The sequence below is a fragment of the Methylomonas sp. PHL2-19 genome (assembly GCF_059331595.1).
In genome coordinates this window covers 1,134,942-1,160,072 of record NZ_CP196839.1, presented here as the reverse complement: position 1 = coordinate 1,160,072, position 25,131 = coordinate 1,134,942, and the positions used below count along the sequence as shown (strand labels likewise).

Annotated in this window: 26 protein-coding genes; 15 read left to right on the top strand and 11 right to left on the bottom strand. The window is 53.2% G+C overall.

The window, feature by feature from the left end; translation table 11 throughout:
- Positions 1 to 5: 5 nt before the first annotated feature.
- The 7 genes from ACR02O_RS05530 to ACR02O_RS05500 form a co-directional block, all read right to left on the bottom strand.
- Complete coding sequence (locus ACR02O_RS05530; RefSeq protein WP_494522952.1) at positions 6 to 1,250, bottom strand: CIS tube protein; 1,245 nt, start codon at positions 1,248 to 1,250, stop codon at positions 6 to 8.
- Positions 1,247 to 1,759 carry a phage tail protein gene (locus ACR02O_RS05525; protein WP_494522951.1) on the bottom strand — a complete coding sequence of 171 codons (513 nt, stop codon included), beginning with the start codon at positions 1,757 to 1,759 and terminating at the stop codon, positions 1,247 to 1,249. The genes ACR02O_RS05530 and ACR02O_RS05525 overlap by 4 nt, the downstream gene beginning before the upstream one ends.
- On the bottom strand, positions 1,752 to 3,251 hold the full coding sequence (locus ACR02O_RS05520; protein ID WP_494522950.1) for a hypothetical protein: 1,500 nt from the start codon (positions 3,249 to 3,251) through the stop codon (positions 1,752 to 1,754). Before ACR02O_RS05520 ends, ACR02O_RS05525 begins: the two co-directional genes overlap by 8 nt.
- A 15-nt stretch (positions 3,252 to 3,266) precedes the next feature.
- On the bottom strand, positions 3,267 to 3,728 hold the full coding sequence (locus tag ACR02O_RS05515) for a phage tail protein (protein WP_033157779.1): 462 nt from the start codon (positions 3,726 to 3,728) through the stop codon (positions 3,267 to 3,269).
- A 21-nt stretch (positions 3,729 to 3,749) separates the two neighbouring features.
- Positions 3,750 to 5,927 (bottom strand): phage tail sheath family protein, encoded by a 2,178-nt coding sequence (locus ACR02O_RS05510; RefSeq protein ID WP_494522949.1) that lies wholly within the window; start codon positions 5,925 to 5,927, stop codon positions 3,750 to 3,752.
- Between the two features lie 62 nt (positions 5,928 to 5,989).
- Positions 5,990 to 6,766, bottom strand: coding sequence for a hypothetical protein (locus tag ACR02O_RS05505; RefSeq protein WP_205451449.1), 777 nt, complete (start codon positions 6,764 to 6,766; stop codon positions 5,990 to 5,992).
- Positions 6,763 to 7,350, bottom strand: coding sequence for a Pvc16 family protein (locus tag ACR02O_RS05500; protein ID WP_458139036.1), 588 nt, complete (start codon positions 7,348 to 7,350; stop codon positions 6,763 to 6,765). Before ACR02O_RS05500 ends, ACR02O_RS05505 begins: the two co-directional genes overlap by 4 nt.
- A gap of 351 nt (positions 7,351 to 7,701) precedes the next feature.
- On the opposite strand from ACR02O_RS05500, the gene ACR02O_RS05495 reads away from it, so the two are divergent.
- From ACR02O_RS05495 to ACR02O_RS05470, 6 genes are all read left to right on the top strand, one after another.
- On the top strand, positions 7,702 to 8,166 hold the full coding sequence (locus tag ACR02O_RS05495) for a hypothetical protein (RefSeq protein WP_033157775.1): 465 nt from the start codon (positions 7,702 to 7,704) through the stop codon (positions 8,164 to 8,166).
- A gap of 533 nt (positions 8,167 to 8,699) precedes the next feature.
- Positions 8,700 to 9,017 carry a hypothetical protein gene (locus ACR02O_RS05490; protein WP_494522948.1) on the top strand — a complete coding sequence of 106 codons (318 nt, stop codon included), beginning with the start codon at positions 8,700 to 8,702 and terminating at the stop codon, positions 9,015 to 9,017.
- 2 nt (positions 9,018 to 9,019) lie between these two features.
- Positions 9,020 to 10,078, top strand: a complete 1,059-nt coding sequence (locus ACR02O_RS05485; RefSeq protein ID WP_458139034.1) for a hypothetical protein — start codon at positions 9,020 to 9,022, stop codon at positions 10,076 to 10,078.
- A gap of 115 nt (positions 10,079 to 10,193) precedes the next feature.
- Positions 10,194 to 10,874 (top strand): hypothetical protein, encoded by a 681-nt coding sequence (locus ACR02O_RS05480; protein WP_445367825.1) that lies wholly within the window; start codon positions 10,194 to 10,196, stop codon positions 10,872 to 10,874.
- A 142-nt stretch (positions 10,875 to 11,016) separates the two neighbouring features.
- Positions 11,017 to 12,423 (top strand): esterase/lipase family protein, encoded by a 1,407-nt coding sequence (locus ACR02O_RS05475; protein ID WP_458139033.1) that lies wholly within the window; start codon positions 11,017 to 11,019, stop codon positions 12,421 to 12,423.
- 532 nt (positions 12,424 to 12,955) lie between these two features.
- Positions 12,956 to 13,252: a hypothetical protein gene (locus ACR02O_RS05470; protein WP_171697439.1), complete on the top strand. Its 297-nt coding sequence runs from the start codon at positions 12,956 to 12,958 to the stop codon at positions 13,250 to 13,252.
- Between the two features lie 42 nt (positions 13,253 to 13,294).
- Here the strand turns inward: ACR02O_RS05470 and ACR02O_RS05465 are convergent, their stop codons facing one another.
- Positions 13,295 to 14,368, bottom strand: a complete 1,074-nt coding sequence (locus tag ACR02O_RS05465) for a transglycosylase SLT domain-containing protein (RefSeq protein ID WP_171697438.1) — start codon at positions 14,366 to 14,368, stop codon at positions 13,295 to 13,297.
- A 157-nt stretch (positions 14,369 to 14,525) separates the two neighbouring features.
- Here ACR02O_RS05465 and ACR02O_RS05460 point away from each other — a divergent pair, with 157 nt between their 5' ends.
- Positions 14,526 to 15,524 (top strand): hydrolase, encoded by a 999-nt coding sequence (locus ACR02O_RS05460; RefSeq protein ID WP_171697437.1) that lies wholly within the window; start codon positions 14,526 to 14,528, stop codon positions 15,522 to 15,524.
- 38 nt (positions 15,525 to 15,562) lie between these two features.
- On the opposite strand, the gene ACR02O_RS05455 is transcribed toward ACR02O_RS05460, so the two are convergent.
- From ACR02O_RS05455 to ACR02O_RS05445, 3 genes are all read right to left on the bottom strand, one after another.
- Positions 15,563 to 15,982, bottom strand: a complete 420-nt coding sequence (locus ACR02O_RS05455) for a DUF1801 domain-containing protein (protein ID WP_494522947.1) — start codon at positions 15,980 to 15,982, stop codon at positions 15,563 to 15,565.
- Positions 15,983 to 16,079: 97 nt separating this feature from the next.
- Entirely contained in the window at positions 16,080 to 16,316 is a 237-nt protein-coding gene (locus tag ACR02O_RS05450; protein ID WP_494522946.1) for a toxin-antitoxin system HicB family antitoxin, read from the bottom strand.
- Positions 16,313 to 16,726 (bottom strand): putative toxin-antitoxin system toxin component, PIN family, encoded by a 414-nt coding sequence (locus ACR02O_RS05445; protein ID WP_101054432.1) that lies wholly within the window; start codon positions 16,724 to 16,726, stop codon positions 16,313 to 16,315. Before ACR02O_RS05445 ends, ACR02O_RS05450 begins: the two co-directional genes overlap by 4 nt.
- An 86-nt stretch (positions 16,727 to 16,812) precedes the next feature.
- Here ACR02O_RS05445 and ACR02O_RS05440 point away from each other — a divergent pair, with 86 nt between their 5' ends.
- The 8 genes from ACR02O_RS05440 (at position 16,813) to ACR02O_RS05405 (ending at position 24,920) form a co-directional block, all read left to right on the top strand.
- Complete coding sequence (locus ACR02O_RS05440) at positions 16,813 to 17,268, top strand: arsenate-mycothiol transferase ArsC (RefSeq protein WP_494522945.1); 456 nt, start codon at positions 16,813 to 16,815, stop codon at positions 17,266 to 17,268.
- 375 nt (positions 17,269 to 17,643) lie between these two features.
- Positions 17,644 to 18,909 carry a hypothetical protein gene (locus ACR02O_RS05435; protein ID WP_494522944.1) on the top strand — a complete coding sequence of 422 codons (1,266 nt, stop codon included), beginning with the start codon at positions 17,644 to 17,646 and terminating at the stop codon, positions 18,907 to 18,909.
- A 41-nt stretch (positions 18,910 to 18,950) separates the two neighbouring features.
- Positions 18,951 to 19,133 carry a hypothetical protein gene (locus tag ACR02O_RS05430; protein WP_494522943.1) on the top strand — a complete coding sequence of 61 codons (183 nt, stop codon included), beginning with the start codon at positions 18,951 to 18,953 and terminating at the stop codon, positions 19,131 to 19,133.
- Positions 19,133 to 20,137: a GTP 3',8-cyclase MoaA gene (gene moaA / locus ACR02O_RS05425; protein ID WP_494522942.1), complete on the top strand. Its 1,005-nt coding sequence runs from the start codon at positions 19,133 to 19,135 to the stop codon at positions 20,135 to 20,137. Before ACR02O_RS05430 ends, moaA begins: the two co-directional genes overlap by 1 nt.
- A 15-nt stretch (positions 20,138 to 20,152) precedes the next feature.
- Entirely contained in the window at positions 20,153 to 20,512 is a 360-nt protein-coding gene (locus ACR02O_RS05420) for a YajD family HNH nuclease (protein WP_033157754.1), read from the top strand.
- Positions 20,512 to 21,090, top strand: coding sequence for a DNA-3-methyladenine glycosylase I (locus tag ACR02O_RS05415; protein WP_494522941.1), 579 nt, complete (start codon positions 20,512 to 20,514; stop codon positions 21,088 to 21,090). Before ACR02O_RS05420 ends, ACR02O_RS05415 begins: the two co-directional genes overlap by 1 nt.
- On the top strand, positions 21,087 to 21,566 hold the full coding sequence (locus ACR02O_RS05410; RefSeq protein WP_033157752.1) for a HugZ family pyridoxamine 5'-phosphate oxidase: 480 nt from the start codon (positions 21,087 to 21,089) through the stop codon (positions 21,564 to 21,566). Before ACR02O_RS05415 ends, ACR02O_RS05410 begins: the two co-directional genes overlap by 4 nt.
- A gap of 51 nt (positions 21,567 to 21,617) precedes the next feature.
- Positions 21,618 to 24,920: an EAL domain-containing protein gene (locus ACR02O_RS05405; RefSeq protein ID WP_494522940.1), complete on the top strand. Its 3,303-nt coding sequence runs from the start codon at positions 21,618 to 21,620 to the stop codon at positions 24,918 to 24,920.
- The last annotated feature ends 211 nt before the right edge of the window (positions 24,921 to 25,131 follow it).

Below are 25,131 nucleotides of genomic sequence, written 5' to 3'. Positions count from 1 at the left end.
CCTGCTCAATCGAATCCAACGCCAGCGTCGGCGGAGGCTTTTAATAAACTGCTGACCGATACGCCGCTACTTTTGCGGCCCACAGTTGCTGATCCTGCTTGGTTAGCTGCAGCGGTTGACAAAGGCCTCTCGCCAGTCATCGCAGAGGCCGATGGCCCGCTTTGACTGCTACTGGCGGTTTGCATTGCTGCTGGTCTTAACAACGTACTGCCGGTCTGCATATGGGCGGCATTCAGACTGCCCTTTTTCCCAGCCGGGTTAAACGCACCTTCGATGCCGGTGCCCAAGCTCGCCGAGTTGCCGAATTTGAACGCCGGACTTGGCGATGGCGCTGCTGGTAGTGCCGCTTTTGCCCCCCCTGCACTATTGACTGAACCAGCACCAACATTCACCGAGGCTGACAAGCTTGCCGAAACATTGGCGCTGATACCGCCGCTGATGTTGACACCGGCACTTACCCCAAATCCCACGCCGCCGCTAATCCCTACCGAAGCACTCAAGCTCAGGCTAGGCACCGCCACCACCGATAGCGACGGCATTCTGGGCGACTCTATGCCATTAAACAGCGAGGTATCGCGCCAATTGCCGGCATCTTCGCCGCTGCCGCCTGGCACCGGCGCGGCATTCTGTCCGGAACCGCCTTGCGGGCCGGCTCCGGTCGAACTCAGGCTGGGGGTATTGCGGGAGGCTTGTTCTACGGCCCGGTTACGGAATTGATAGCGGTCTTCGCTGAGCTTTAAGGACACGGTGGCGCGCAGCGGCCGGCCTTCCGGCGAGAAGAAATCCAGGGTTTCGTCGAAGCTTTGCACCAGCCCCAAAAACTCGAACGCGCCCCATTGAAATAAACAGCGCTTGGGTGCCTTCATTTTTTTGCCGTCTTCTACCGGCTTGATAAAAGTATCAGCGATTTTTTTGGTCTCCAAACGCACGTCCGAACCTTGCTCGATAGCTTTCTTGGCGCTGCTGTTGCTGCCGGCACTGCTGGCGGTTTGCCCGCTACCCTGGCCCGCGCCGCCGGGCGCTTCGATATAGGTGGTATCAAAAATCAATTCTATGGTCAGATTGGACGAGCTTTTATCGACGAACTGCGCCGAGCGGCTATTGCCGTTGCGGGCGTTCTCTTTCAAGGTGTTCGACAAGCTGACTTTCAGGCTGGACGGGTTGAATTGCACGTCAATGGCGTTATCCAAATCAGGACTATCGTTGTCTCCGCTGACCGGGATCAGTTTGCCGCGTTCGATGGCTATCATGCCGTCCCCCTGCCTTGGGTGCTGGCCGGCGCCGGCCGCTGCAATTCCAGGCCTTGATGCACCAGTTGCAATTCTTCGATGGCTACTTGGCTGGCGGTGGCCGACAAATCCGGGCCTTTGAATTTAGTCGGCAACACGCCGCTGAGCTTCCAGACCAGCACCGCGTTATCGGTGACGTTGCCGCCGCTGACGCTGGGATTGCCGAACACGATAATCTCGCCGCTCAGCCGGTAGCCGTAGTTGGCCTGGCGGGTGGTGATGTCGAACCAGGACCATAAATCGTTGATGTCGGTAACGCCGCGTTTCAAAATAATCGGCGCGAATTTGGTTGGCCCGCAGCGGTGATGTTCACCCCAATTGTGGCCGCCCTCGTTGATGACCTTAGGTTCCATCGTCGCTTCGAAGCCGGTCACTTCGCTGAAGTAACCGCTGCACAACAAGCTGCTCTGATCACTGTTGTACAGATTGACCTTGAAGCGAAAGGCGACGAATTCGCTGACTTCAGCCATCGACCACCTCCGAGCGCCACTCGCCGTTCAGATTGGCAAAAGTCAGAAACAGCCTGTCTATTGGAAACGCCGGGGCCAGCATGATCTCGAAGAGCATGGCGCCTTCCTGCGGCGTCGATTCGCGAATCGAAAAGGCTTGCTCGGCGGACGCGCCACGCAAGGCGCCCTGGCTGTACAAGCGGCGGAAAAACTGCTCCAGCAACAATCGCGGGCGGGGGTCGCGGTAATCCAAATTAAAGATCAATTGCTCGCCCAAGGCCTGCAATTGTCGACGCAAAAAGCCCAGAAAACGCATCACTTCCGCCGAGCGAAAACCATCGTAACGCTGGCGGTCGAGCGGATGATCGGCGACCGGCAAGGCCGGCACCACCAGGCGTTCGTCGTCGAGACTGAGTTGCGCGCCGCCGCTAACCGCGTTGCGGTAGTTGAGCACGCTGATGCCGGGCTTATCGCGCAAACCAATCGTTTGGGCAATGGACAACCGCGGGTAAGGCAAAGCGTCAGTGTTTAAGGGCTTGGCCGCCATCGAGCGCCAAGGGCCGTCGCGACGGGCCACCGCCGCCTGCTGGCCGGCGATCAACCCCACCGGGCTATGCAAGGCAAAACGCGGCCCGCGCAAGTAGGGAAACAAAAACTGCACATACCGTAACGCTTGCGCCATATCCGAATTGCCTTGATACCCAGCCAGTGCGCTCAACGCCGCCGGGTCGAGCACCGGGCTGTCCAGCTCGCCGGAATACGCCAGCGGCAAGGTAAACAGACATTGCAGATCTGGCCGATGGCTGCTAATAAATTGCAGCATGCCGCGCAACACCTGCGGCAATTGCCAAGGCGGCGGCATATCGCTTAATTCGCTGCTGTACCGGCGTTCGCGGTGATCGTCATCGGTATTTTGCGTGCAAGGCAGAAACTGCGGGTCGTTGTTTTCCAGGCGTACCCTGGGAATATCCGGCAGACGCGGCGGTATTTGCAGGCGTTCCAAATCGGGAAAACCCACCACGCCCAAAGCCGGAATGACCAACACACAAGCCAAGCCCTGGAGCGTCGTATTATCGTGCAATTGCGTGTTGTCGGCAGGCAGGAAACCGGCTTGCCCGGCGCTTTCGGGTATCCGCACCACCCAGAGTTTTTCGCCGCCGTTGGCGAAAAAATCGTCAACCGCCAGGCCCAGCCAGGCTTTATTACCAGCCAGCAGGCTGACATATTGGGTGGTGGCGGTAAGCGCATCCGGGAAAATGTCGTGAAACTCGGCGCTGGACTGCAAGGGTATCGGTAGATGGTAAAGCTCGCTGGCAGCGCCCAACAGCAAGTCATCGACTGTCTTACCGTATCCGACCGCGCGCATGTCCGCCAGTGCTGCCGGCAATTGCAGCAAGCGCTCAAGCCGGACCCGACCTGGACAATGCCCAAGCATGGCCGCTTCCAGCGCCGCGATCCGGCGTTCAACCGGCCGTGGCGTCAAGGCGATGCGCGCTCCGGCAAGCAATTCCATAAGCTATCGCTCCGGCTAGCTTTGGATGATGGTTTCGACCGAGAGCACCAGCTCTTCCATCGCCACATCGCTGCCGCCCTTGGCGGTTAAGGTCGGCCCGGTCCATTTGATCGGCATGGCCCTGACCAGTTTCCAGGTGACCACGGCGCTGGCGCTAGTGGGGTCTTCGTTTTTAAGCTTGATCACCACATCGCGTTTGGCGGTCACATCGCCGCCGCGAATTTGCTCCAGCCAACTGTAAATATTGTCCGCACCGATCACGCCACGCTTCAACGTCACGTCGCCGGCCTTGTTGATGGCCGGGATCTTGCGCACGTAATTCACCGCGTCGTTGCCGTTACGGTATTCCGCCACCGTCACTTCCGCATTCAAACCCGACACTTCCGAAAAGCCGCCCTGCACTTCGCCTTCACTGCCGTCGCCCAGGTTGACCAGATAATTGAACACCCCATAGGGCGTTTCCCGATATGTAGCCATGGTTTATCTCCAGTCTAGGGTTCAGGCGTCGGCGGTTTTTTGGCCGATGCGGAAAATCACAAATTCGGCCGGTTTCAAAGCCGCCACGCCGATTTCGCAGACCAATCGGCCGTTGTCCAGATCGTTTTGAGTCATGGTACTGCGGTCGCAGCGCACGAAATAAGCAGTTTTGGCGCTACCCAACAGCCGGCCATTGACCCATTCGTTGTACAAAAAGCTTTCCACGGTCTGGCGAATGTTGTCCCACAGCCGCTCGCCGTTGGGCTCGAACACCGCCCATTGCGTGGATTTGTCGATGGAACGTTCCAAGTACAAAAAGTAGCGGCGGACGTTGACATATTTCCATTCAGGATCGCTGGACAAGGTCCGACCCCCCCAAACCCGATGCCCGCGCCCGGGAAACGAACGCAGACAGTTGATGCCGTTGGGGTTTAGCAACTCCTGCTGGAACCGGTTGATTTCCTGGGCAAATCGCAAAGCGCCGATGACCGGTTCATTGGCCGGCGGCTTATGTACGCCGCGCTGCACGTCGGTATTGGCGTAGACGCCGGCAATAAAGCCGGACGGTGGCACGGTGATAGTGCTGAGCAGGCCGCGCGGATCGGCGATGACCACCCAGGGGTAATAAAGCGCCAGTCTGGAATCGTCGAAGTTGGAACGAAACTCGCGCACTTCCGACAGCGCCATGCCGTCGCGGCTATCGACGATGCCGACCCGGTAACGCATTTTTAGACAGTGTTTTTGCACCTCCGCGACGATGGCTTGATGATTAGTGGCGTCAGCCGCCGCTGCCGGAGTCATCACGATGGACACATCCTCGATATTTTCCAAGGCCACGAAACCGCTGCTGCCGTTGACCTCGTCTTCCACGCCGCCGTATTGCACGGCCCCCGGCACGTTGCCGTCGCTGCCGCCGGACAGATTAATCAAATAACGCGGACCTTGAACCGACATGGGGCCGGGATTTAAGCCATCCGACTCGAACAAGCTGTACAAGGCTGCCACCACGTCGGCGCCGCTGATACCGGGGCTGAGGGTGCAACTGACCGGACTGGTCAATTGGTCGTAACGCTTGTCCGGCGTCACGGGCATTACGGCGCTGAGGCTGTTTTTTGCATCGGGGGCGCTGGAAATATCGCCGTAACTGTAAATTACCGGGCCGTCACGGCCGCCGGCATGTACGGCAATATCGAAGTTGCGCTGCACCACCACCGCCCGCACCGTATTCGGTGCAGCAGCCAAAGCCGCCAACGGCAAGGTGATGTCGGCATTGACGCCCACATTCAAACCGCCGCCGTCCAGCACAAACTCGCTACCGGCCGCATTTAACGTGCCGCGCAGCGCGGTCAGGGTGCCCCAATGCGCCGCGCCGGTATACACCGACAAGTTGGTTTCCGCGCTCAGGGTTAACACCGCCGACGTGCCGTTAGCCAAGGACCCGCTGCTGGGATTTTTCGCAAACACCCGTGTGTAGCTGACTGCAACGCCCGGACCGTTTACCAAACCGGCCGTCATCAATACGCCCTGACTGCCGTCGGCCTGGCCGTTGGGACGTAAGGCGGTACCGCCCGCTGCGACATCGTCGGCGGTGTCCAGTTCGCAGCGGTTATTGACGATGACGAAATGATCGCCTTCGCGGCGCACCAGGGCGCGGACATTTAAAGGAAAGCGTTCGTCGGGGAATTGCGCGGCGATACCGGCCGAGCGCACCGCATTGGTCAGGCCGATGGCATTCAGAAACACCACTTCGCCTTCGGCTGGCGCCGAGGTAGCCTCGGTTTTTAACAGATTTTCGCTATCGCGCCACAGAAGTTCCAGCGTGAAATCGCCCATTACTCCCGGAAAGCGGCTGCTGAAACTCAACACATTCGGCACGGACCGCGTCGACACCCCTGGGGCGTTTTGCGGAAAATTGCCGACCCGCGACACATAGAGTTGTTTGCCGCCGCCGTCGAAAAAGGCTTTCGCGGCAATCGCAGTATGGTTAAGCACCGACGCGCCGGCCAGCGTCAGATTTTGGATGTCGCCGTAGATGCGGGTGAATTCGCCAAAGCTAGTCACTACCTCGGGATTGCCCCGCAACGGCCCGAAACGGGTAGGACCGACCACCGCCGTGACACTGGTCCCCACCCCTTCGATCGATTTGGCGCGAAAGCTAACTTCTTCTACAAACACACCCGGTGCAAGATATTCAGGCATGCTCCCCTCCTTAATTTTTATGTGGACCAGCGTTTAAAGGACAAACTCAACTCATGGATGACTCAATTGGGTTGAACGGCAAGATGATCCCGATTAAAGGACCGGATTAAACTCAAATCGCCCGGCACCAAGGTCAGGGCTAGTGCGGCGGCAAAACTGTTAGCGTTAATAGCGCCGAGCAGCATCGGCTGCAAGTCGGCCGGGTCGACCGGTTGCGCAGCGCTGGCCGCAGCCGAGGCCGCAATGCTCAGTGTCGCGTTGTATTCGGTTACGCCTTCCGGTAAGGGCGGCAGGCGGTGCATCGCGATAATGAAATCGCCATTGGCGTCGGCTTGGGCACGGCAGATCAAATTGCCGCCGACGCCCAGATTGACCGTCAGCGTCAGCAATGCCCAGATAGCCGGCGCATTACTGCCGGTAAACCTCAGAGTGCCGCGCAAACCGCCGCCGCGGCCGAGCTTGGTACCGAAAGGGGTCGGATAAAGCACCAAGCTGTGTCCGGCGGCATTGCCGGCTTGAACTGCAAAACGGCGCGGGATATAGCGGCTTTGACTATCCGCCACCGAACCGGCGATGGTGTATGCCGCTTCAGCAGGCCGCAATTTATCCGCCTCATTAGGCGCGCCTTGCACCGTTTTACCGGCCGAGCGCCGCCACAAGGCTGTTTTGCCTGGCGTGTGTAACCATTGCAGATCGGCGGGGCGGGTATCGAGTTGCAACACAACGGCTTCACTGAGCCGCCGCATATCGGCTTCCTGTGCGGCACTACTGCCGTCCAACCAATAAATCACGTCGCTGGCGTAGAGGATATTGGTTTCCAGAACCTTGACGGCTTTCATACCGTGCCTCCTGGAAATACCCGCGTACTAACCGACGGACCTTCCGTACGCGGCCGACGCAGCCGCAGGCGCACGGTGCGCGCCACATAGGGTACGGTACTGGTGTAAGGCGATTTGAAGACATCCCAGATGCGCATCAAATCCTCGGTAGTCATCTCGTCCGGGGCGATATTCAGCACTTCGGCCTGGCCCCATTCGTCGTCGATGTCTTGAATATGCGAGATGTCGAGCTGACATTCGTTGGCGAGCTCGACCATGGCCCAACTCAAAAGATCGGCTTCGATGGTGGCGCTGGCAGCGTTGGCGATTAACAGGAAATGCAGATTGACCGGCAGTTCGGCTTGCGGAGCGTTTTGGTCGGAACCGCGCGGTGCGAAGGTGCGCTGCCGGCCGTGCGGATCGATAGTGATGCGATGCAGGTAAATACCCAGCAGATTGCCGGTGAGGATATTGGCAATGTCGGCGCTACCCAGCAGTTTTGCTTGGGCATTGGTGGGCTCGCTGCTCAGCTCGGCAGGTAATCTGCTGGTCAAGAACGATTCCAACGCCAACAACGCGCCGGTCACTCCCCGGTACGAAGCCATTTCTCCTCCCCCACTTGAGCGGTAGCATAGCCTAGTACATAGGTCTACTGTACGCAAGTCGATTTTGTGAAGCTATCCGCCGATAAAAATCGAAAAAAGCGATCTACAGCAAACTGGCCGGCTAAATTCCGTGCCTCAATCAAATAATGGTATTAATTTTTAGCAGAGCTTTTGGAAATTGCTGGTGCAGAAGTCATTAAAATCGGATTAAAAATGGAACACCATTTGGAAAATGGTAAGAGCTGGAACCAAAAGTACACGACCAAAGCAGCAGGAATAAAACAACTATCCCGAGCACGGCAAACCGGGTGAAGATAATCCCCACTACAAACCATTAGCCCCAGCCGAACCATGATCTCAGTGAGCCTACAATTTTTACTGGCCATTCTGTACGCCAATCTCGGCGAATGGCTGATGCACAAATTCATCTTGCATCGCTTAGGCAAACAGCCGGGCAGCATTTGGGCCTACCATTGGTTTGAACACCATGCGATCTGCGCTAAACACCAGATGCTGGATCCCGGCTATCGCCATTTGGACTTATCGACCTGGAATGCGCAAACCAAGGAGTTGGCGGTATTGGCCGCCATTGTCATGGCGCATCTGCCGCTAATTTGGTATCGGCCGATTTTCGTGATGGGTTTATACGGCTCGTTGACGCTTTATTACATTCTGCACCGCAAAGCCCATCTCGACCCTGACTGGGCTAAACAGCATTTACCCTGGCATTACCAACATCACACCCAGCCAGACTCCGGCAACTGGTGCGTCACCTGGCCGGGGTTTGATTATCTGCTGGGCAGTAGAAATAAATGATGCGCGCATACGCGAATAAAAAATTGCTTGGAGGTTTGAATGCTTGTGTCTGTGTTGGGTTGGGCTATCGGCCAGTTTGCGACATTCAACAAGCTAACAAACTAAGGTAATGAATGGCAGGATTGTGGTGAAAAGCTGACTCAGCTGCTGGATCTATTCAACAGAATCACGAGCGCTGGAGTGCTGTTCACATACCTACTAATCAACCATCACTACTACATCATTTCGGCTATAACATAGCGATTTAGTATCTTGAATATCCAGTACTTTCGTACTAGTACATTTTATAGAATACAAAAATGTAGAAGCTTCACTAGACTAATTGACGTTGGGATCGAAATTATACTGATACTTGCCATCTAAAATATCTGGAAAATATTGCGATGAAAGATGATTTTTGTTTATGGTTTGAACAGACTAAACAACGGTCAGTTGCCCTATCCGAAGCCTATAGAATTCGCCTGGCGTGGCTATGGTATGCAAATCTTTGCTTTGTCGTGCTACCTGCGGTTTCGTCGACTATAGCCGCGGTTTTGGCGGCCAAGGAAGAGCAATATCAAATTAGTGTTTTTTGCTATTCCATGCCGCTGGTTTCATTGCTCGCCGGACTTGCCGCCGTATTGACGGCCATTCATAAGGCATTGAAATGCGAAGAATATCAGGCAGAATGTTTACGGTTGAGTCAGGCTTACCAGAGTATCGCTGTCGCTGCGGATGCAGCCTTTTTCGGGCCTGCCGCCGAATATGCCGCCCAACATGAACGCCTTGCCAGCGAATTGCAGCGGCTGACCGCGGACGCGAAAGCGCAAGTCTCGACTAATTTCTATTCGCCCGATAATCCTAAGAGATAACCATGGCCAGCACTACTGAAAATAGTATCAGCGACCAACAATTATTTACTGACGCCATGGCTAGAATTAGCGCTTGGCGGCAAATTGAAGGGATTAAGGCGGATGGCAGCCGCGTGCCTCTCATCGAAGCGCCGCAAGAAGTTAAAGATGCCTATCTAGTGGCAATACGCGCTATCTCGAAACTAAAACCCGATGATACCGACCCCTGGATGTTGGGGAAGATTCAGCTGATTATCCGTAAGAGTACCCGCTATATTATTTATCTGGACCAGAATTTCGAAATTCAATGGTGGTGGACGAGTCCGCCGGCGGATTTAGATAATCTTACCTTGCTGCAAACCCATATTACCCAAATTGAAACCGACAGTAATTTCCTGATGGAGAAAGTCGGCAAACCTTGGCAATTTCCGAGTTTTTTTCGTAACACTCAAGCGGATGCAGACTCTGCAACGCTATCCTTGCCTTTTCAAGCGTCCAGCGAATTAATCGGTATTCGCGCGATGCTGGGAGAAGCGGCGGCGATTGCCATGAACGGCGGCAAACAGGAAGATTGGGGGCGGGTAATCGATGAAGCCCGAAAACAGGTCACGCTGGCGAAAGACCGAAGATGCCGGCCTTGGTTTATCTTTTGGTTTTTAGTGCCGGTCATCTTGGCTAATTTTTTGCCGCATTTCAGCTTTTCTTGTTGGCCGGATGTAACGGCCTTATGTCTGCAAAAATGGGGACAAGGCCACGCTCACGCCATGTTGGCATTAGGTGCCGGCACCATTGGTGCATTGGTGTCGGCGATTTCCAGGACCCAACAGATAGGGCTTGATCCGCGATCAGGGCAATTGGGTTTGTTCACGGAAGCCTTATCGCGCGCCATTCTCGGCGCCACCGCCGGAGCGCTGACTTCGCTTGCCATCGACGGACACCTGATTTTAGGCCAGGAGTTAGTCAATACCCCGGCGCTACGGTTTTTTCTGGCCTTTGCCGCCGGCTTTAGCGAACGGGTATTACCGGCTTTAATCGGCAAAGCAGAAACGACCATAACGGGTGAGGTTACAAAGAAAAGCTGATTGTTCTGCGCCAAAGAAGGTTTCCGCAAATACAAAAGGCCGGGCTTCAGCTTAATAGAGTCTAAATAAGATACTTCTCGCCGAAAGCAATTAAACTCCAAAAAAGGCAAAGTCAATGCGTCAGACATTTTCGAAATCGTATCGCTCGATTACTTGGTTTTTGGGTATGGCTTTGCTCGTGGCTTGTAATTGCGAGCAACAACAGCCGTTATTTCTTCCCGCGGCGATGATGGGGAAGGTAGAAGTTATTGCCTCCTGCAAGAAGGATTGTAAGCAGGACATCCTATCCCATGCCATTATGAAAGAAGGCCAAGGCGGGATTTCCTCCGGTGTATTACTGAAGCTCAAGGAAGACATTGAGGTGTACCGCTTATGGGATGGTGCCGATAAAGGCATCAACGAATACGGTGGCAGCAACCGCATCGGAGCCTGGTGGTCCGCCGAGCGGCCGTCGGGTAACGTCGACCACTATCGGGCGCAAAACGCCATTTGTAAAAAGTGGAACGAATTGCGTTGGGTCACCAAATGCAAGCTCAAGCCCGGCACCTTGGTTGTTGTAGGCCCTACTCAGTCGGCAAGCTGTTCGGATCAGGAAAGCTATGCCGCCAATAACAGCTTGCAAGTTTATGTCGACAATACTTCAAGCCGCTATGTCGATTGCGGCAAGGTTGCCGATAATGACCATGCCGTCAATCCTGATGACCTGTTGCTGCCGGCTCCGGTCATTAAAGAAAAAACGCCGGATCAACCACCTCAAGCCAGACCGCTAAGCAAGCCCCGCAAAAAAAGCCGTTGATTGTAAAGGCGATAGTTTTCACCGGGGAGCAATAATGCAGCAAATAATGGCCTGTTATTAGACCAATAAACTCCCACCGCCGAGTAATGCAGGATAGAACAGTAATAATTCAAGCGCCATCAAATAATAAAAGGAGCAATTTATGTTAATCGTTTTTGTACATGGCTGGAGCGTCACCAATACCGATACTTACGGTGGCTTGCCGCTGGCCTTGCAATCCTCGGTCGCTGGACAGTTGAATATTCAAGTGCAACACTTGAGGTTGGCCAAATATGTCAGTTTCGCCGACGAAGTTAAAATCGACGACATTGCCCGCGGTATGCAGCATGCGGTCAATACTGAAGTGTTATCGAGGCTAAAACCAGGGGAGAAATTCGTTTGCATCACGCATTCGACCGGCGGTCCGGTGGTCAGGGATTGGCTGAGCCAGTATTACGAACACAAATTCCCACAATGCCCGATGAGCCACTTGATCATGCTGGCACCGGCTAACCACGGTTCGGCGCTGGCGCAACTTGGCAAAGGCAAACTGGCCAGAATGAAGTTTTTTACCGAAGGTGTCGAGCCGGGTATTGGTGTCTTAGACTGGTTGGAACTCGGCAGTGACCAAAGCTGGGCCTTAAACCGACAATGGCTGGAATACGACTGCACCGCCGATGGGCTATATGTTTTTACCTTGACGGGGCAGCGTATCGACCGCTCCTTTTACGACAATCTCAATTCTTACACCGGTGAGGCCGGCTCTGATGGCGTGGTGAGAGTAACGGCCGCCAACATGAATTACGGATTCCTTCGTCTGGCTCAGACCGACGGCGGTTTGGTGGTGGATAAACAGAGCCGCCCGGCAAAAACAGCATTGGGAATCTTGCCAGGACGCTCGCATTCCGGCGACAAGATAGGCATATTACGCAGCGTAAAAGCGACCGATAGCGCACAGACTCACCCCACTGTCGACGCGATTTTAAAGTGTTTGGCCGTTCAAGATTCGGCAAGCTATGCGGCGGCGGTGAAGGATTTCGACAAACTCACAGCACAAACTCAAAAAGACGAACGCATCGAAAAGATAAAAGAACTATTTTTAGTCGAACGCACGTTCAAGACCGGCAGATATTGCATGCTGGTATTCCGCTTGATTGATGATCGCGGTAATAACCTATCGGACTACGATGTGTTATTTACCGGCGGCCCCAACTATGACGAAAATCACCTGCCCGAGGGATTCTTCGTTGATAGGCAGCGTAATAGTAATAATCCGGGTAAATTAACCTATTATGTCGATTATGATATTTTGAATAAAGGTCTTAATAAAGATCCGAGTAAAGGCGAATTTGGCATCAAAATCGTCGTGAGACCGCAGTCGGGTTTTGCTTATTACACAGCCGCGGAATATAAGGGCACTTTCGACGCGCTGAAAAGCTATATTGAACCCAATCAAACCTTGATGATAGAAGTTCAAATGCGCAGACACGTTGGCGAAGGGGTATTCCAACTCACTGAAAAAACTGATCCGGAAAGTTTCAAAGACGTGAAGGTTGGTAAAGATATCTGATTTAACCACTGTACTTGTGATTCATGGTGAGGCCAATACTGGTTGTAATGACCAACAAAAGCCGGACACCTGTTTAGACAGCGTTTCTAAAAAATGCCCGCTCGAATTCGAGCGGGGAGTGCACTTAATGATATACCCAGATGACCGGCTGCTTGCTGTTGGCTGTAACCTTTTTCAAGAACCCGCCTGGTTGCATCTTGTTTGAATGCCAGCTTGTATTTGGCGCGCTTGCGTTTTTGTCGTTACTCATCGTTACCTCTACTGGCGGTATAAATTCTGCCTTTCGAGATATCCGGATTTATTAGACCCTTTCACACCAATCCAAACACCAACTCGTATCACAAGCTTTTCTTGAAGCGCTGTTGCAGCAATAACGCGGTTTTTGCTGCAACAGCGCTATGTCAATCCCTGCCATCGACTATTTTCTCGATGCTGTAGGCAGCATGTCGCTCAATCGTCATTTATTAAGTTTAATTTAAGGACCTGAGGAGATAGTAGCCGCCAACACAAACTGAAAACCGGAGAAATAATCATGAGACAGGCCACATCATTCGATGCCAATAATGCCCTTGCTCAAGTTAAGTACGCCATAAAAGATTTGATACACTCGGATTATGACGATAACGAAGACGATGTGATTTACACCGCCAATAAATTGAATGCTGTACTGCGTATGGTGCATGACAACCATCAGAGCTGGAACGATGAGGCGATTCGGGAATTTGTCATGCGCCAGCATGATCCATTGCGACATATCCCGGTTAAATCGGACAAACTCCATCACCGGGTGCGCCATATTCAGCAAGATATTATCGTTAAATTTTCCTGACTGTAAGGGCTACCCAGTAGGGACCAAAACCAGGCAGCGAATCTACAACCCCGGTATCCCCATCTGCTGAATCCGCATGGCGTTATCGCCTTCTTCATAGGCCAGCAGCTTGCCGTCCTTCTGATATAGCTTGAAAGCCAAGGCATAAGACAATACCCGGATCGGGTAGTCACGCGGCAGGGTTTGCAGGTAGGGTTGCATGGTCACAAAATCGGTAGCGCCGTATTGCTGCATGATAAAACGCAAGCCGCCGTTGCGCGGCCCGATGTTGTAAGCCAGCAGGCCTAAAAACAAATCGCCGTTCATTTCTTGCAGATAATGTTTAAAGGTAGCGGCGGCGACAAAGGCGTTATGCCTGGGATCGTTGACTTGCAACTCCTCCACATCCAGCTCGTCGGCGGCCTCGCGGGTAATGGCTTTGGGCACGGCGGTAATCTGAAACAAGCCTTTGCCGCCATCAAAACTGTCGCGTGGCATAAACGAGGACTCAGTCGCGGCGATGCCTTGCAGCAAATTGACATCGACATCAAAAGCCTTGGCCGCATCCTCGATTGCCGGATTGAAGGCATCGGCGCGCATCATCATTTTTTGCAACCCGCCTATGCCGTGGCGCCGATAAGCCGCGTAGACTTGATGCGCCAGGGTGACTTTTTCAGCCTCCTGCTTGCCGCCGACCAAGGTGCGAAAATGCGTAAAAACTTGGGTGTAGCCACCGTGCATCACAAACCAACCGATCGAAGCGGCCAGTACCACGGCCAAGGCGGCGGGTAAATAATCCAATCGGCCATGCAGCCAGCCGCGCAAGCGCGACCAAGCCAGCAACAGCGCCGCCGCCGCCAACATCAAGATCACCACGCCAATTGCGAACGGCAGCAAACTGGTAAAAAAACCGGGGCCGGATAGCCAACTGGCCGAGTAACCGAGTACAAACATCGTCGCCAATACTGCGGCGATCATCAGCGCCAAGCCTTCCACAACCATCAACCACCACTTTGGTTTGCGCAGAGATTTGGCTTTGCGGCGCGGTTTACCCGGCTTACGCCCCGCACCTGCTTTTGCCCGGCTAGGCGGGACCGCTTTAGCCAGCGATTTGGCAATAGGAATGGGCCGACTCATCAAGAACAGGGAAACTGGGTTGGAAATAATTTGGAAAATCTCCGACGGATAAGAGCTATACATCCGCCGCAAAGGCGCGCTGGCGTTTGGCGGTACAAAAGGTATATTCCTCTTTCAAACCATCGCCCAACCACTACTATAAAGCAGGTCCACAACCATGCACAACGCCTTCCGCCCGGCCTGGTGGCTGAATAGCCCGCATTTGCAGACGATCTACCCGGCGTTATTGCGGAGTATCTCGCCACCGGCCGGCATCCGCCGCGAACGGTTGGACACGCCTGACGGCGACTTTCTGGACATCGATTGGGTGGATAACGGCGACCGACCGCTGGTGATTCTGTTGCATGGTCTGGCCGGCAGCAGCCGTTCCGGTTATATCCAGGGCTTGCAACACAGTTTGCTGGCAGCCGGCTTTGCCAGCGTGGCGCTGAATTTTCGCGGGTGCAGCGGGGAAATGAACCGGCTGGCGCGCTGCTATCACTCCGGCGAAACCGAGGATATCGAGTTTTTTTACCAAACCTTACGCCAGCGTTTTCTGGACCGGGCTATGGCGGCGATAGGTTTTTCCCTGGGCGGCAACGTGTTATTAAAATGGCTGGGTGAACAAGGCGATAAGATTGGGTTATCGGCGGCAGTGGCGGTATCCGTGCCGTTGTTGTTAAACGAATGCGCCGACAAGCTTGATCGTGGTTTCTCAAAACTCTATCGCGACTATCTGCTGCGCGAGCTGAAACAGTACATGCGCGTCAAGCTCAAGCATTTGCAAGGCATCGGCCAGCACGAACAAGCCGAACGGATCGCAGAATTAGGCGATCTATCCGGCATCAAATCCTTCTGGCAATACGACGACAAGGTCGTGGCCGGCCTGCACGGTTTTAAAGACGCCCATGATTACTACCGGCGCAGCAGTTCCAGGCAATTTTTAAAGCATATCCGCGTCCCAACTTTGATTTTGCAAGCTAACGACGATCCGTTCATGACCGAACGAGTATTGCCGACCGCCGCGGAATTATCCGACCAGGTGCAACTGGAAGTGTGCGCCGGCGGCGGGCATGTGGGATTTGTGAGTGGAGGATGGTTCAGGCCGGCGTATTGGCTGGAGGCGCGGATTGGTGGATTTCTAAGGCAACACCTACCTTCGCTAACGGCAAGTTGAAATACTCTTGGCGAAGAAACCTGAAGCCAGCTCCGCACCTAAGGTTGCTTTCGTCGCTTGTTCCGATGATAGGTCAAAGCCATAGCGATACAAATTGACAGGCTATCCATGTCGACGTCTTCGGTTTCTTGAAAGACAATCGCCCGATTGCCTTCGTATTTAAACTGGTGCGGAAAAAGCGTCCGAAAGGTTTCAACCAAATTCGTCGTACAGATGAAATACATGGCATATTGGCTAGGTTTCTCTTTCTTCCATGCCATTCTGATCGTACTGCCACATCCGGTTTCGGCGGTCATGTAAGCAGGCTCGCCCCACTTTAAAGTTTCCTCAAGCTGTCCGACACCCTCGCTAGCCGCCACAGCAAAGATCGCTTCGCGAAGCACCAGCATTTTCCGGCGAATTTCCGGAGGATAGCCGTCGAAGACTGCCTTGACGGTCGTATTTAGAAATTGCTTCATAAAGGGCAAAGACTCTCGGAATTGTTGGGTTAAATCAGCCCCAGCTCGTAGTATTTTCTACAGAAACAGCTATATCTGCCTATGCTGCCCGCCAACGCTAAAACTCATCCCCAGCCAAAGGCTCACGTTTTGGCACCTTCGCCAAAACAGCCTGAAAAGCGGCTTTGTCGGCTCGTTCGGCACGGGCCTGCAGGTAATCTTCGGTGGCGATTGCCGAGACTTTTTCGGCAACGGCGCTGGCAATAAATTGATTGATCGATACACCTTCCTTACTCGCCAGTTCCTTGATGTGGCGGTGTATGGAATCGGGCAATCTCAGACTTAATGTACTCATGGTAGACGCTCCAGCAAAGTTTTTGGCGTAATGGCTTCGACGCCGAATTTTTCGATACGGGCAAAATCTTTTAAATTATGGGTAACAATGGTGTTTACTCGGGCAGCAACGGCCAACTCCAAGACTAAATCATCTTTCGGGTCCGGCAAATAAGGTCGCCATAAAAAATACACCTTTTGATGACGACTAAATCCACACAGGTTATCCAGCACTATGTCTATTTCAGCATCGGTCAGTTGCAGCATGGAACGGTTGCGTTTCAAAACATCCTCATACTCGAACAAAAGCGGTGTCGATATAGCTGTTTGCAACTGCCCACCGGCTAAAAGCTCCAGCAATTTAAAGGATGCGCCGTTAGCGGAATACAAGCCGGCGAACAGAACATTGGTATCCAGTATAATTTCATGCATACCATATACGGTATCACCATTATAATAACTCAAACAAATTCTTTACTGCCTGCTCTCATGCAAACAGCCTCGCCAAAAGGAGTTTTATGACAAACACTCACTCCCAAGTCCTATTCCTCTGCACCGGTAACTACTACCGCAGCCGGTTTGCCGAGTATTTGTTTAATCATCACGCGCCGGATTACGCGCTGCCGTGGCGGGCGTTTTCGCGTGGACTGGCCATCGAGTTGCTGAAGGACGATGCCGGGCCGATTTCGCCGCATACCCGGCATGGCTTGGCCTTGCGGGAGATCCCCATCGAGCCCGTCCGCGCGCCCATTGCGCTGACCGAGCACGACTTGGCCACCGCCCGCCACATCATCGCCTTGAAGCAAACCGAGCATCAACCCTTGCTGCATAGCCGCTTCCCAAACTGGGTGGATCGCGTGGAATACTGGCAGGTAGACGATATAGAAGACGTCCATCCGAGCGAGGCCTTGCCGCAGATAGAAGCGGCGGTATTGGCGCTAATACGGCGTCTGACCGATAATTCGAGAAGCTAAGGAAGCAAAAACACTTTCTGTGCAAGCTGGAGCCGTACGCCACATCCTAACCTAGGCCCATCCAGCAGATTCAAGTCAATACCCGTTTGCGAAAATTTCGATCAACAAGCGTTGACGTGCGCGGAACGTCAATCTCTAAGACTACCACTCATCTAATATTGCAGATTCACGCCCTGCTGAGCCATTAGGCTCTCAAAACGCAACCAACTGACCGGTTCATGTCGGGACCCACTAAGCGTTTCAACACCCACGGAAATGATAGAGCTCGTGAACTGATGCACTGGTTCTCAAGGTATTAAGTCACAGACGCCAGACTGCCGCAGTTATAAATTCGTCATGCCCCAAACACTTAACCACTCATGACGGAGAACGACTATGGAAACTCAAAACGCATCAGCCATTCCATGCTGCCCTGACTTAATTAAAGACGACCACTGCGACGTAATCAATTTTAGCCGGGTGCTGACTTATCCGACAGCACTAGCCGCCAACAACCGCCGCAGCGTCAATGTGGAAGTCATTCTGCATTTTAAATACTCGCGCTGCACCCTGGGATTGACGCTAGGCGATCCGGTTTACAGCACCTCGCTGCTACCGGGCGAAAAGGTCCGCTTATCCACAACGGACAGAAGAAGCCGCTTCAGTTACGACAGCGAAACCAAACTAAGTTATCGCAGCGAACAAATTTCCGAAGACCAATATTTTATGACGGCCACCCAAAAATACCTGGCCGATTCATCCGCCGCCCAATCGGGGCATGCGTCCAATTCATCAGAGGGCCATTGGGATTTCCACGGGGATGCCGACGGCAGTATCAATCCTTTTAGTTTAAGCGCCAGCGCCAGTACCAATGCCAGCGGGAACCACAATAGCAGTTCAATCGCAGATTATCTGAATCAACAAAGAACGCATGTACAGAGTTCGGCTTCGCAAGCCGTCAGCGCTACCCACAAAGCTTATTCGCTTTCCATTGGCGAAGTCAGCAGCCGTACACATATCGAGGGAGAATCGGAAGACCATTTCGAGGCATCAGCGCGCGAATTTACCAATTTTAATAAATGCCACGCCGTGTCTTATTTGTTTTATCGGCTCAATAAAAAGCAAAAAATCAAATTCGAATTGGTTGCGATAGAAAGACGGGTGCTGGACGACAACGCGCCGATAGGCGGGGTGCTGCAACCCGGAGGCACGCGCCTACCGATAGCCTTGGTTCCTCAGGACATTCCAGCCACCAGCGCGCTAAAAGCGGTCAGCCTAAATGCCCGCGAGACGGCCAGCAACATTAATCAGGATACGGTTTCTCCGTTCAGAACTAACCAAAATTTCGGCGTTCCATTGGATGCGGAGACTAGAGCCAAAGCGATAAAAGAAGTCGACAGCCAATTGCTGGCAAAAAACCTGATCGACAAGGATGGCAAGGTTTCCCAAGAAACCAAGCAAACCATCGAGTTCGAAATGGAATTTTCATTGCCTACCCCCGGCATTATCGTCAAGGGTTGTTTGGACGAATGCGACGTCTGCGAACCTTTACTAAAAGAAAGGATGCAACTGGAAAATGATTTGCTGCGCAAGCAAATCGAATTGCTGGAAAAGTCGCAAGAATACCGTTGCTGCCCGCCCGCCCCGGTTATTGCCGATTAAACCACGCCCTATTCCATCTCATCAGCCAAGAGGATGCAGTCATGATGAAATCACGAGAAAAACTGGTAATAGCCGTCGGTAGAGCTTTAAATCTTAACCAGACTATTTGGCGCCGTCCCGTCCTGGAACTTCTCACATCAAGTCAACTCTTTACGCAATCGGCGATGACACAGCGCGGTGCTGTGTTACTATTTTCTTCCTTTATTTTTTCTGTTCGAATGTAATGGCGCCTAGCAAACCGTTGCAACTGATAGACCGCTTTGGCAGAGTGGTCAACTACCTGCGGGTATCGATTACCGACCGCTGCGATTTTCGTTGCGTGTACTGCATGGCCGAAGACATGACATTTCTGCCGCGCAGCCATATTCTCAGCCTGGAGGAAATCCGCTTTATCTGCGAAACCTTCGTCGAACTAGGTGTCGGCAAAATCAGGATTACCGGCGGCGAACCGCTAGTGCGTAAAGGTGCGTTAGGCTTAATGCAAGACTTGGGGCGCGTACCGGGTTTGAATGAACTGGTAATGACCAGCAACGGTTCCCATCTGGCCGAAATGGCCGATGACTTGAAAGCCGCCGGCGTGAAACGCATCAACATCAGCCTGGATACTTTGGACCCGGTCAAATTCAGGGAGCTAACCCGAACCGGCGATTTGCAGCAAGTGCTGAAAGGCATAGAAAAAGCTCGAACCGCCGGCTTTCAGCGCATCAAACTCAACGCGGTGATACTGAAAAACCGCAACCATCAGGAAGTCTGCGATCTGGTGCAGTTTGCCGTCGAGCGTGGCATCGACATCAGTTTTATCGAGGAAATGCCGCTGGGCGCGGTGGACAACCATCACCGCGGCGCCGCGTTTTATCCCAGCGATTTGATCCGGCAAGATTTGCAACAACGCTTTACCCTGGAAGCTGTAACCGACTCGACCGGCGGACCTTCGGCTTATTACCGGATAGCCGGCAGTAAAAGCAAAGTGGGTTTTATCTCGCCGCACAGCGCCAATTTCTGCGGCAGTTGCAACAGGGTGCGCCTGACCGCCGAGGGCCGTTTATTGCTGTGCTTGGGCAACGAACATTCGGTGGATCTGAAACAGGTTGTGAGAGACCACCCAGGCGACAAAGCGATGTTGAAACAAGCCATCGTCGAGGCCATGCAAATCAAACCGGAAAAACACGAATTCAATATTCACGAACAGCCGGTTATTTTGCGGCACATGAACGCCACCGGCGGCTGACAAACGGAGGATCTCATGTCGGATAACAAAGCCTATCACATCGTCGCCGAAGCCCGGCGCTACAAGGAAGAGCGGGAAAAAGGCTACCGCGAGCAAGCCTTAAAACTCTATCCCTGGATATGCGGACGCTGCTCAAGAGAATTCGATCATAAAAACCTGCGCGAATTGACGGTCCACCACATCAATCACGATCACGACCACAATCCGCCCGACGGCAGCAATTGGGAGTTGCTGTGCCTGTATTGCCACGACAACGAACATCAACGTTTTGAAGAGCACGTGCGTTACGGCGGCAAAGCTACTTCAGAAGGCAAAGCGCCTGCCGCCACCTTCAATCCTTTCGCCGATTTGAAAAACCTGATGAAAAAAGACTGATGTCAGGCAAATGCGTGTGGGCGCTGAATAGCACCAACGAAGAACATTATCACGATCACGAATGGGGCGTGCCGCTGCACGATGAGCAAAAGCTGTTCGAGTTTCTGGTGCTGGAAGGCGCGCAAGCCGGCCTCAGTTGGCGAACCATTCTCGATAAACGCGAGGCTTACCGCTCTGCTTTCGATCATTTTGATCCGCTTAAGGTCGCCGCTTACGATCACAAAAAACTGGCGTCATTGCTGCAAAATCCCGGCATCGTCAAGAACCGCCTGAAAATTGAATCCGCGGTAAGCAACGCCCAGGCTTTTTTAAGGGTACAACAGGAATTCGGCGGTTTCGATCAGTACATTTGGCGCTTTGTGGATGGCGAAACCCGGCAAAATAGTTGGCTGAGCCATAGTCAAATACCGGCCTATTCCCCGGAATCGGCCAGCATGTGCAAAGACCTGCAAAAACGCGGCTTTAAATTCGTCGGCAAAACCATCTGCTATGCTTATATGCAGGCGGTGGGCATGGTCAACGATCACACCGTCGATTGCTTCCGCCACGCGCAACTGACTGCTACCACAATACCATGAGTTCCGAACCGCTAGCCGCCGATTACCGGACTTTAATTGCCAACAGCCAAAGCCTGATAATCGCCAGCAGTTCCGAGCTCGGGACAGCCGAAGTCAGCTATGCGCCGTTTCTGGATTACCAAAATACTTATTACATCTACGTCAGCCAATTGGCCCGGCATACCGGCAATATGCTGCGCCAACGTCAAGCATCCATCATGTTTATCGAACCCGAGGCCGAAGCGGTCAACCCGTTTGCCAGACGCCGGCTGGTAATCGAATGTGAGGTTGGTGAAATCGACAAAACCCACGCAGCCTATACCCAGTTGTTAGATAAGCTGCAACAGCGGTTCGGCGAAACAGTCGCGGTTTTACGCTCCCTAGCGGATTTTCATTTACTGGCACTGACGCCTTTGCGCGGCCAATATGTCGCCGGCTTTGGCAAAGCATTTAGCATGGATGTCGAGAATGGCGTTCTGTTGCCCGCAACTCACTAAAGCGATTGCTTCGCCCCGCCTCGGCGAGAACCAGAGTCCGCCTGTTTAATCATGCCGACAGCTTTTAGATTTTTTCTGCTGAACAGCGCCTTGGCCCTGGCCTATTTTATCGGCGGCTATCTTGGGCATATGCTGGCGATGCAGCCCAGCCATGCCAGCCCAATCTGGCCGTCAGCGGGTATCGCTCTGGCCGCGCTGCTGGGTTATGGCCCCAAATTATTGCCGGGTCTGATCATCGGCAGCTTGGGCACGCAAATTTACGCTTTTGGCGATCTGGCCACCCCGGAAGATTGGTTTACACCGATTTGGGTAGGCGCCGCCGCCAGCGTCGGCGCCATCGCCCAGCCCTTACTCGGAGCGTCCCTGATCAACCGCTGGATTGGCAGACACAATCCGTTGATGGAAGATCGGCATGTCGTCTGGTTTTTCTTGCTGGCAATTGCCAGTTGCTTAATATCGGCTAGCGTCGGCACCAGTTTTCTGTACATTTTCGACACCATCGATGCGGAAGAAATCGGCCTGAACTGGTGTACCTGGTGGATAGGCGATGCAATAGGTACGGTGATCTTCGCGCCCTTGCTACTGTTGTTTATCGGTACCCCGCGGCATATCTGGCGGCAACGGCAAAAATTCGTGGCCTATCCCTTATCGATTTCGCTATTGTTGGTGGTCATCGCCTTCGTCTACAGCCGCAATCTGGAAAATCAACGCCTCAATGGGCTATTCGACAACCAGATTAATCTGACCCATACCAACCTCCAGGAACATTTCAGCGACGATATTCTGAATAATCAGTTATTGAAAGCCTTGTTCGACAGCTCGGAATCGGTCAATCCCAACGAGTTCAGGCTATTTGCCCATACCATTTTCAGCAAACATCCCGAGCTGGAGGCACTGGAATGGATACCCAGAGTCAATGCCGAAGACCGCAGCGCATTCGAACAACAGACAGAAACCACCATTCACGAGCACAACCGCAATCAGCAATTGATACCGGCTGGTAAGCGGAATGTTTATTTACCCATTGCTTACGCCTTCGGCAACCAGCAAAACATTGGTTTCGACGTTGCCAGCAACCCAAAACTATTAGCAGCAATCCAAAAAGCGATTAATTCCGGCGAAACGGTGGTGACGGACGGCATGGTCTGCGACGACAAACAGCCCTGCTTCGCCATCTACTCCCCGATTTATCTCAAAGGAAAATCGCTAAACACCAGCGCCCAGCGTCAACAGTTTTTTGTCGGATTGGTCTCGAATGTTTTTAAATTAAGCAACGAGATTCAGGAACTGTCCGGACGCTTACAAAGCACACGTTTGTCGGTAGCGATCTATGATCAAGACCAGCTGTTATACCGCAGCACTCCCGAAGGCATTGAATCGAAAACGCATTATTTCCTTCCAAGCAAGCGGCAATCGCTGGCGGTCGCCGACCGGAATTGGACGCTTGAATATAAACCGCTGCCGGAGTTTTATACGCAACAAAATCCCTGGACGGTTTGGTGGCTGTTGTCCGGAAGCTTTTTGCTCTGCGGCCTGACCAGCTTCGGTTTAATGCTGATGAGCGGACGCACCGCCCGCATTGAAGATTTAGTGGCCCTAAAAACCCGCGATTTGCTGCGTAGCAACCAAGCGCTGAATACCGAGATCGAACGCCGTAAACAGCAGGAAAACGAACTCCGCATTGCCGCAACCACATTCCAGTCGCACGAGGCCATTATCGTCACCGATGCCAATGGGGCAATTTTGCGCGTCAACAATGCTTTTAACAAAATCACCGGTTATAGCGCGGAAGAAGTGATTGGCCGGCAACCGGATTTTCTGTCGTCGACCCATCAAGCTCCCGGATTTATTCAAACTTTGACCCAAGCCTTGGCCAAGGATAACCAATGGCAGGGCGAAATTTTTAATCGGCGCAAAAACGGCGACGTGTTTCCGGAATGGCTAACCGTTACCGGCGTCCGGGACGAGCACGACCAACTACTGAATTATGTGGCGATTTTTTCTGACATCAGCGAGCAAAAAGCCGCCGAGCGGGAAATCCATGAACTGGCATTTTACGACCCGCTGACCGGCTTGCCGAACCGACGTTTGCTGCTGGACCGCCTGAAACAGGAGATCGCTGCCGCCAAACGCCAAAGTTATTACGGTTCGCTGTTTTTTCTGGATTTGGACCACTTCAAAACCCTTAACGATTCGCGCGGCCATCAAGTAGGCGACGAATTGCTGATCCAGGTTGCCCAACGCCTCAAATCGATTATCCGCGACGAAGACACCGCTTGCCGGCTGGGTGGCGACGAATTTATCGTGATGGTGCCTGGCCGCTACTCGCAACTGTCGCAAGCGACCAGTCACGCGGCGATGCTGGCGGAAAAAATCCTGCACACCATCAATCAACCTTTCACGGTTCAGGGCAGCGAACATCACTTTTCCACCAGCATAGGCGTGACCCTGTTTCCCGAGGTGGCCGAACAGCCTGAAGCGGTCATCCAACAGGCGGATACCGCGATGTACCGGGCCAAGGAAAGCGGCCGTAACGGCATCAGTTTTTACCGTCCGTCGATGCAGGAAACCGCCGACCGCCGTTTAACCTTGGAAAAAGAGATTCGTCAGGCGCTGAAACAGCGGCAGTTTTTACTGCACTATCAGGCGCAGGTCGATCACCTCGGCAAAGTAATCAGCGCCGAAGCGCTAATCCGCTGGCAGCATCCGGAAAAGGGCATGATCTCCCCGGCGGAATTTATCCCCATTGCCGAAGATACCCAGCTGATTTTGCCGATAGGCGAATGGGTCATGCGCGAGGCCTGCCGGCAAATCAAGGTGTGGGACGCGCAGAACCTGCCTATTCATCATGTGGCGGTCAACGTCAGTTCCCGGCAATTCCGCCAGGCCGATTTTGTCGACCAAGTAAAACGCATTTTGATCGACGCCGAACTGCCGGCTGAGCGTCTGGTCATCGAACTGACCGAAGGCTGCGTGATCAGCGACATAGACGACACCGTGGAAAAAATGCGCGATTTGCAAACCCTGGGCGTAAAAACCTCGATCGACGATTTCGGTATCGGCTATTCCTCACTGTCTTATTTAAAAAAATTGCCCATCAGCCAATTAAAGATCGATCAGAGTTTCGTCCGCGACATCGCCAGCGACCCCAACGACGCGGTAATTGTGGAGACCATTATCAATATGGCTAAAAACTTAGGTTTACACGTGATTGCCGAGGGCGTGGAAAACCAGGAACAAATGATCTTCTTACGTGATAAAGGCTGCCTATCCTACCAAGGCTATTACACCGGCCGGCCGGTAGCCGCTGCCAGATTTGAGCGGGAAGACAGATTACTTCCCACTGCATCCTAGGCTGTTAAGCCACGGGAAATGTCTACGCCACAGCTTTTAATATTCCAGAATCGGTAAGCCCAGCGCTATCAGCATGCCTTGCCGAAAGGCCGATTTTGCGGCGGTAGCGCAGCTTGCTAATCAGCTTTTTAACCTAGACCCTGAATGCCTCCCAGCCCCGCCATGCCGGAACCCCTGGTTACTCGTGCGGTCTAGTGGCCTCGGGCTTTTG

Excerpts from the sequence above, each read along its gene's own strand:
- ACR02O_RS05420 (WP_033157754.1), top strand. The coding sequence starts at position 20,153 with ATGTCGGATAACAAAGCCTATCACATCGTCGCCGAAGCCCGGCGCTAC.
- ACR02O_RS05405 (WP_494522940.1), top strand. The coding sequence starts at position 21,618 with ATGCCGACAGCTTTTAGATTTTTTCTGCTGAACAGCGCCTTGGCCCTG.
- ACR02O_RS05500 (WP_458139036.1), bottom strand. The coding sequence starts at position 7,350 with ATGGCTTCGTACCGGGGAGTGACCGGCGCGTTGTTGGCGTTGGAATCG.
- ACR02O_RS05415 (WP_494522941.1), top strand. The coding sequence starts at position 20,512 with ATGTCAGGCAAATGCGTGTGGGCGCTGAATAGCACCAACGAAGAACAT.
- ACR02O_RS05445 (WP_101054432.1), bottom strand. The coding sequence starts at position 16,726 with ATGCATGAAATTATACTGGATACCAATGTTCTGTTCGCCGGCTTGTAT.
- ACR02O_RS05525 (WP_494522951.1), bottom strand. The coding sequence starts at position 1,759 with ATGGCTGAAGTCAGCGAATTCGTCGCCTTTCGCTTCAAGGTCAATCTG.
- ACR02O_RS05470 (WP_171697439.1), top strand. The coding sequence starts at position 12,956 with ATGAGACAGGCCACATCATTCGATGCCAATAATGCCCTTGCTCAAGTT.
- ACR02O_RS05460 (WP_171697437.1), top strand. The coding sequence starts at position 14,526 with ATGCACAACGCCTTCCGCCCGGCCTGGTGGCTGAATAGCCCGCATTTG.
- moaA (WP_494522942.1), top strand. The coding sequence starts at position 19,133 with ATGGCGCCTAGCAAACCGTTGCAACTGATAGACCGCTTTGGCAGAGTG.
- ACR02O_RS05480 (WP_445367825.1), top strand. The coding sequence starts at position 10,194 with ATGCGTCAGACATTTTCGAAATCGTATCGCTCGATTACTTGGTTTTTG.
- ACR02O_RS05495 (WP_033157775.1), top strand. The coding sequence starts at position 7,702 with ATGATCTCAGTGAGCCTACAATTTTTACTGGCCATTCTGTACGCCAAT.
- ACR02O_RS05465 (WP_171697438.1), bottom strand. The coding sequence starts at position 14,368 with ATGAGTCGGCCCATTCCTATTGCCAAATCGCTGGCTAAAGCGGTCCCG.
- ACR02O_RS05510 (WP_494522949.1), bottom strand. The coding sequence starts at position 5,927 with ATGCCTGAATATCTTGCACCGGGTGTGTTTGTAGAAGAAGTTAGCTTT.
- ACR02O_RS05440 (WP_494522945.1), top strand. The coding sequence starts at position 16,813 with ATGACAAACACTCACTCCCAAGTCCTATTCCTCTGCACCGGTAACTAC.
- ACR02O_RS05435 (WP_494522944.1), top strand. The coding sequence starts at position 17,644 with ATGGAAACTCAAAACGCATCAGCCATTCCATGCTGCCCTGACTTAATT.
- ACR02O_RS05455 (WP_494522947.1), bottom strand. The coding sequence starts at position 15,982 with ATGAAGCAATTTCTAAATACGACCGTCAAGGCAGTCTTCGACGGCTAT.
- ACR02O_RS05520 (WP_494522950.1), bottom strand. The coding sequence starts at position 3,251 with ATGGAATTGCTTGCCGGAGCGCGCATCGCCTTGACGCCACGGCCGGTT.
- ACR02O_RS05515 (WP_033157779.1), bottom strand. The coding sequence starts at position 3,728 with ATGGCTACATATCGGGAAACGCCCTATGGGGTGTTCAATTATCTGGTC.
- ACR02O_RS05530 (WP_494522952.1), bottom strand. The coding sequence starts at position 1,250 with ATGATAGCCATCGAACGCGGCAAACTGATCCCGGTCAGCGGAGACAAC.
- ACR02O_RS05430 (WP_494522943.1), top strand. The coding sequence starts at position 18,951 with ATGATGAAATCACGAGAAAAACTGGTAATAGCCGTCGGTAGAGCTTTA.
- ACR02O_RS05485 (WP_458139034.1), top strand. The coding sequence starts at position 9,020 with ATGGCCAGCACTACTGAAAATAGTATCAGCGACCAACAATTATTTACT.
- ACR02O_RS05450 (WP_494522946.1), bottom strand. The coding sequence starts at position 16,316 with ATGAGTACATTAAGTCTGAGATTGCCCGATTCCATACACCGCCACATC.
- ACR02O_RS05475 (WP_458139033.1), top strand. The coding sequence starts at position 11,017 with ATGTTAATCGTTTTTGTACATGGCTGGAGCGTCACCAATACCGATACT.
- ACR02O_RS05505 (WP_205451449.1), bottom strand. The coding sequence starts at position 6,766 with ATGAAAGCCGTCAAGGTTCTGGAAACCAATATCCTCTACGCCAGCGAC.
- ACR02O_RS05410 (WP_033157752.1), top strand. The coding sequence starts at position 21,087 with ATGAGTTCCGAACCGCTAGCCGCCGATTACCGGACTTTAATTGCCAAC.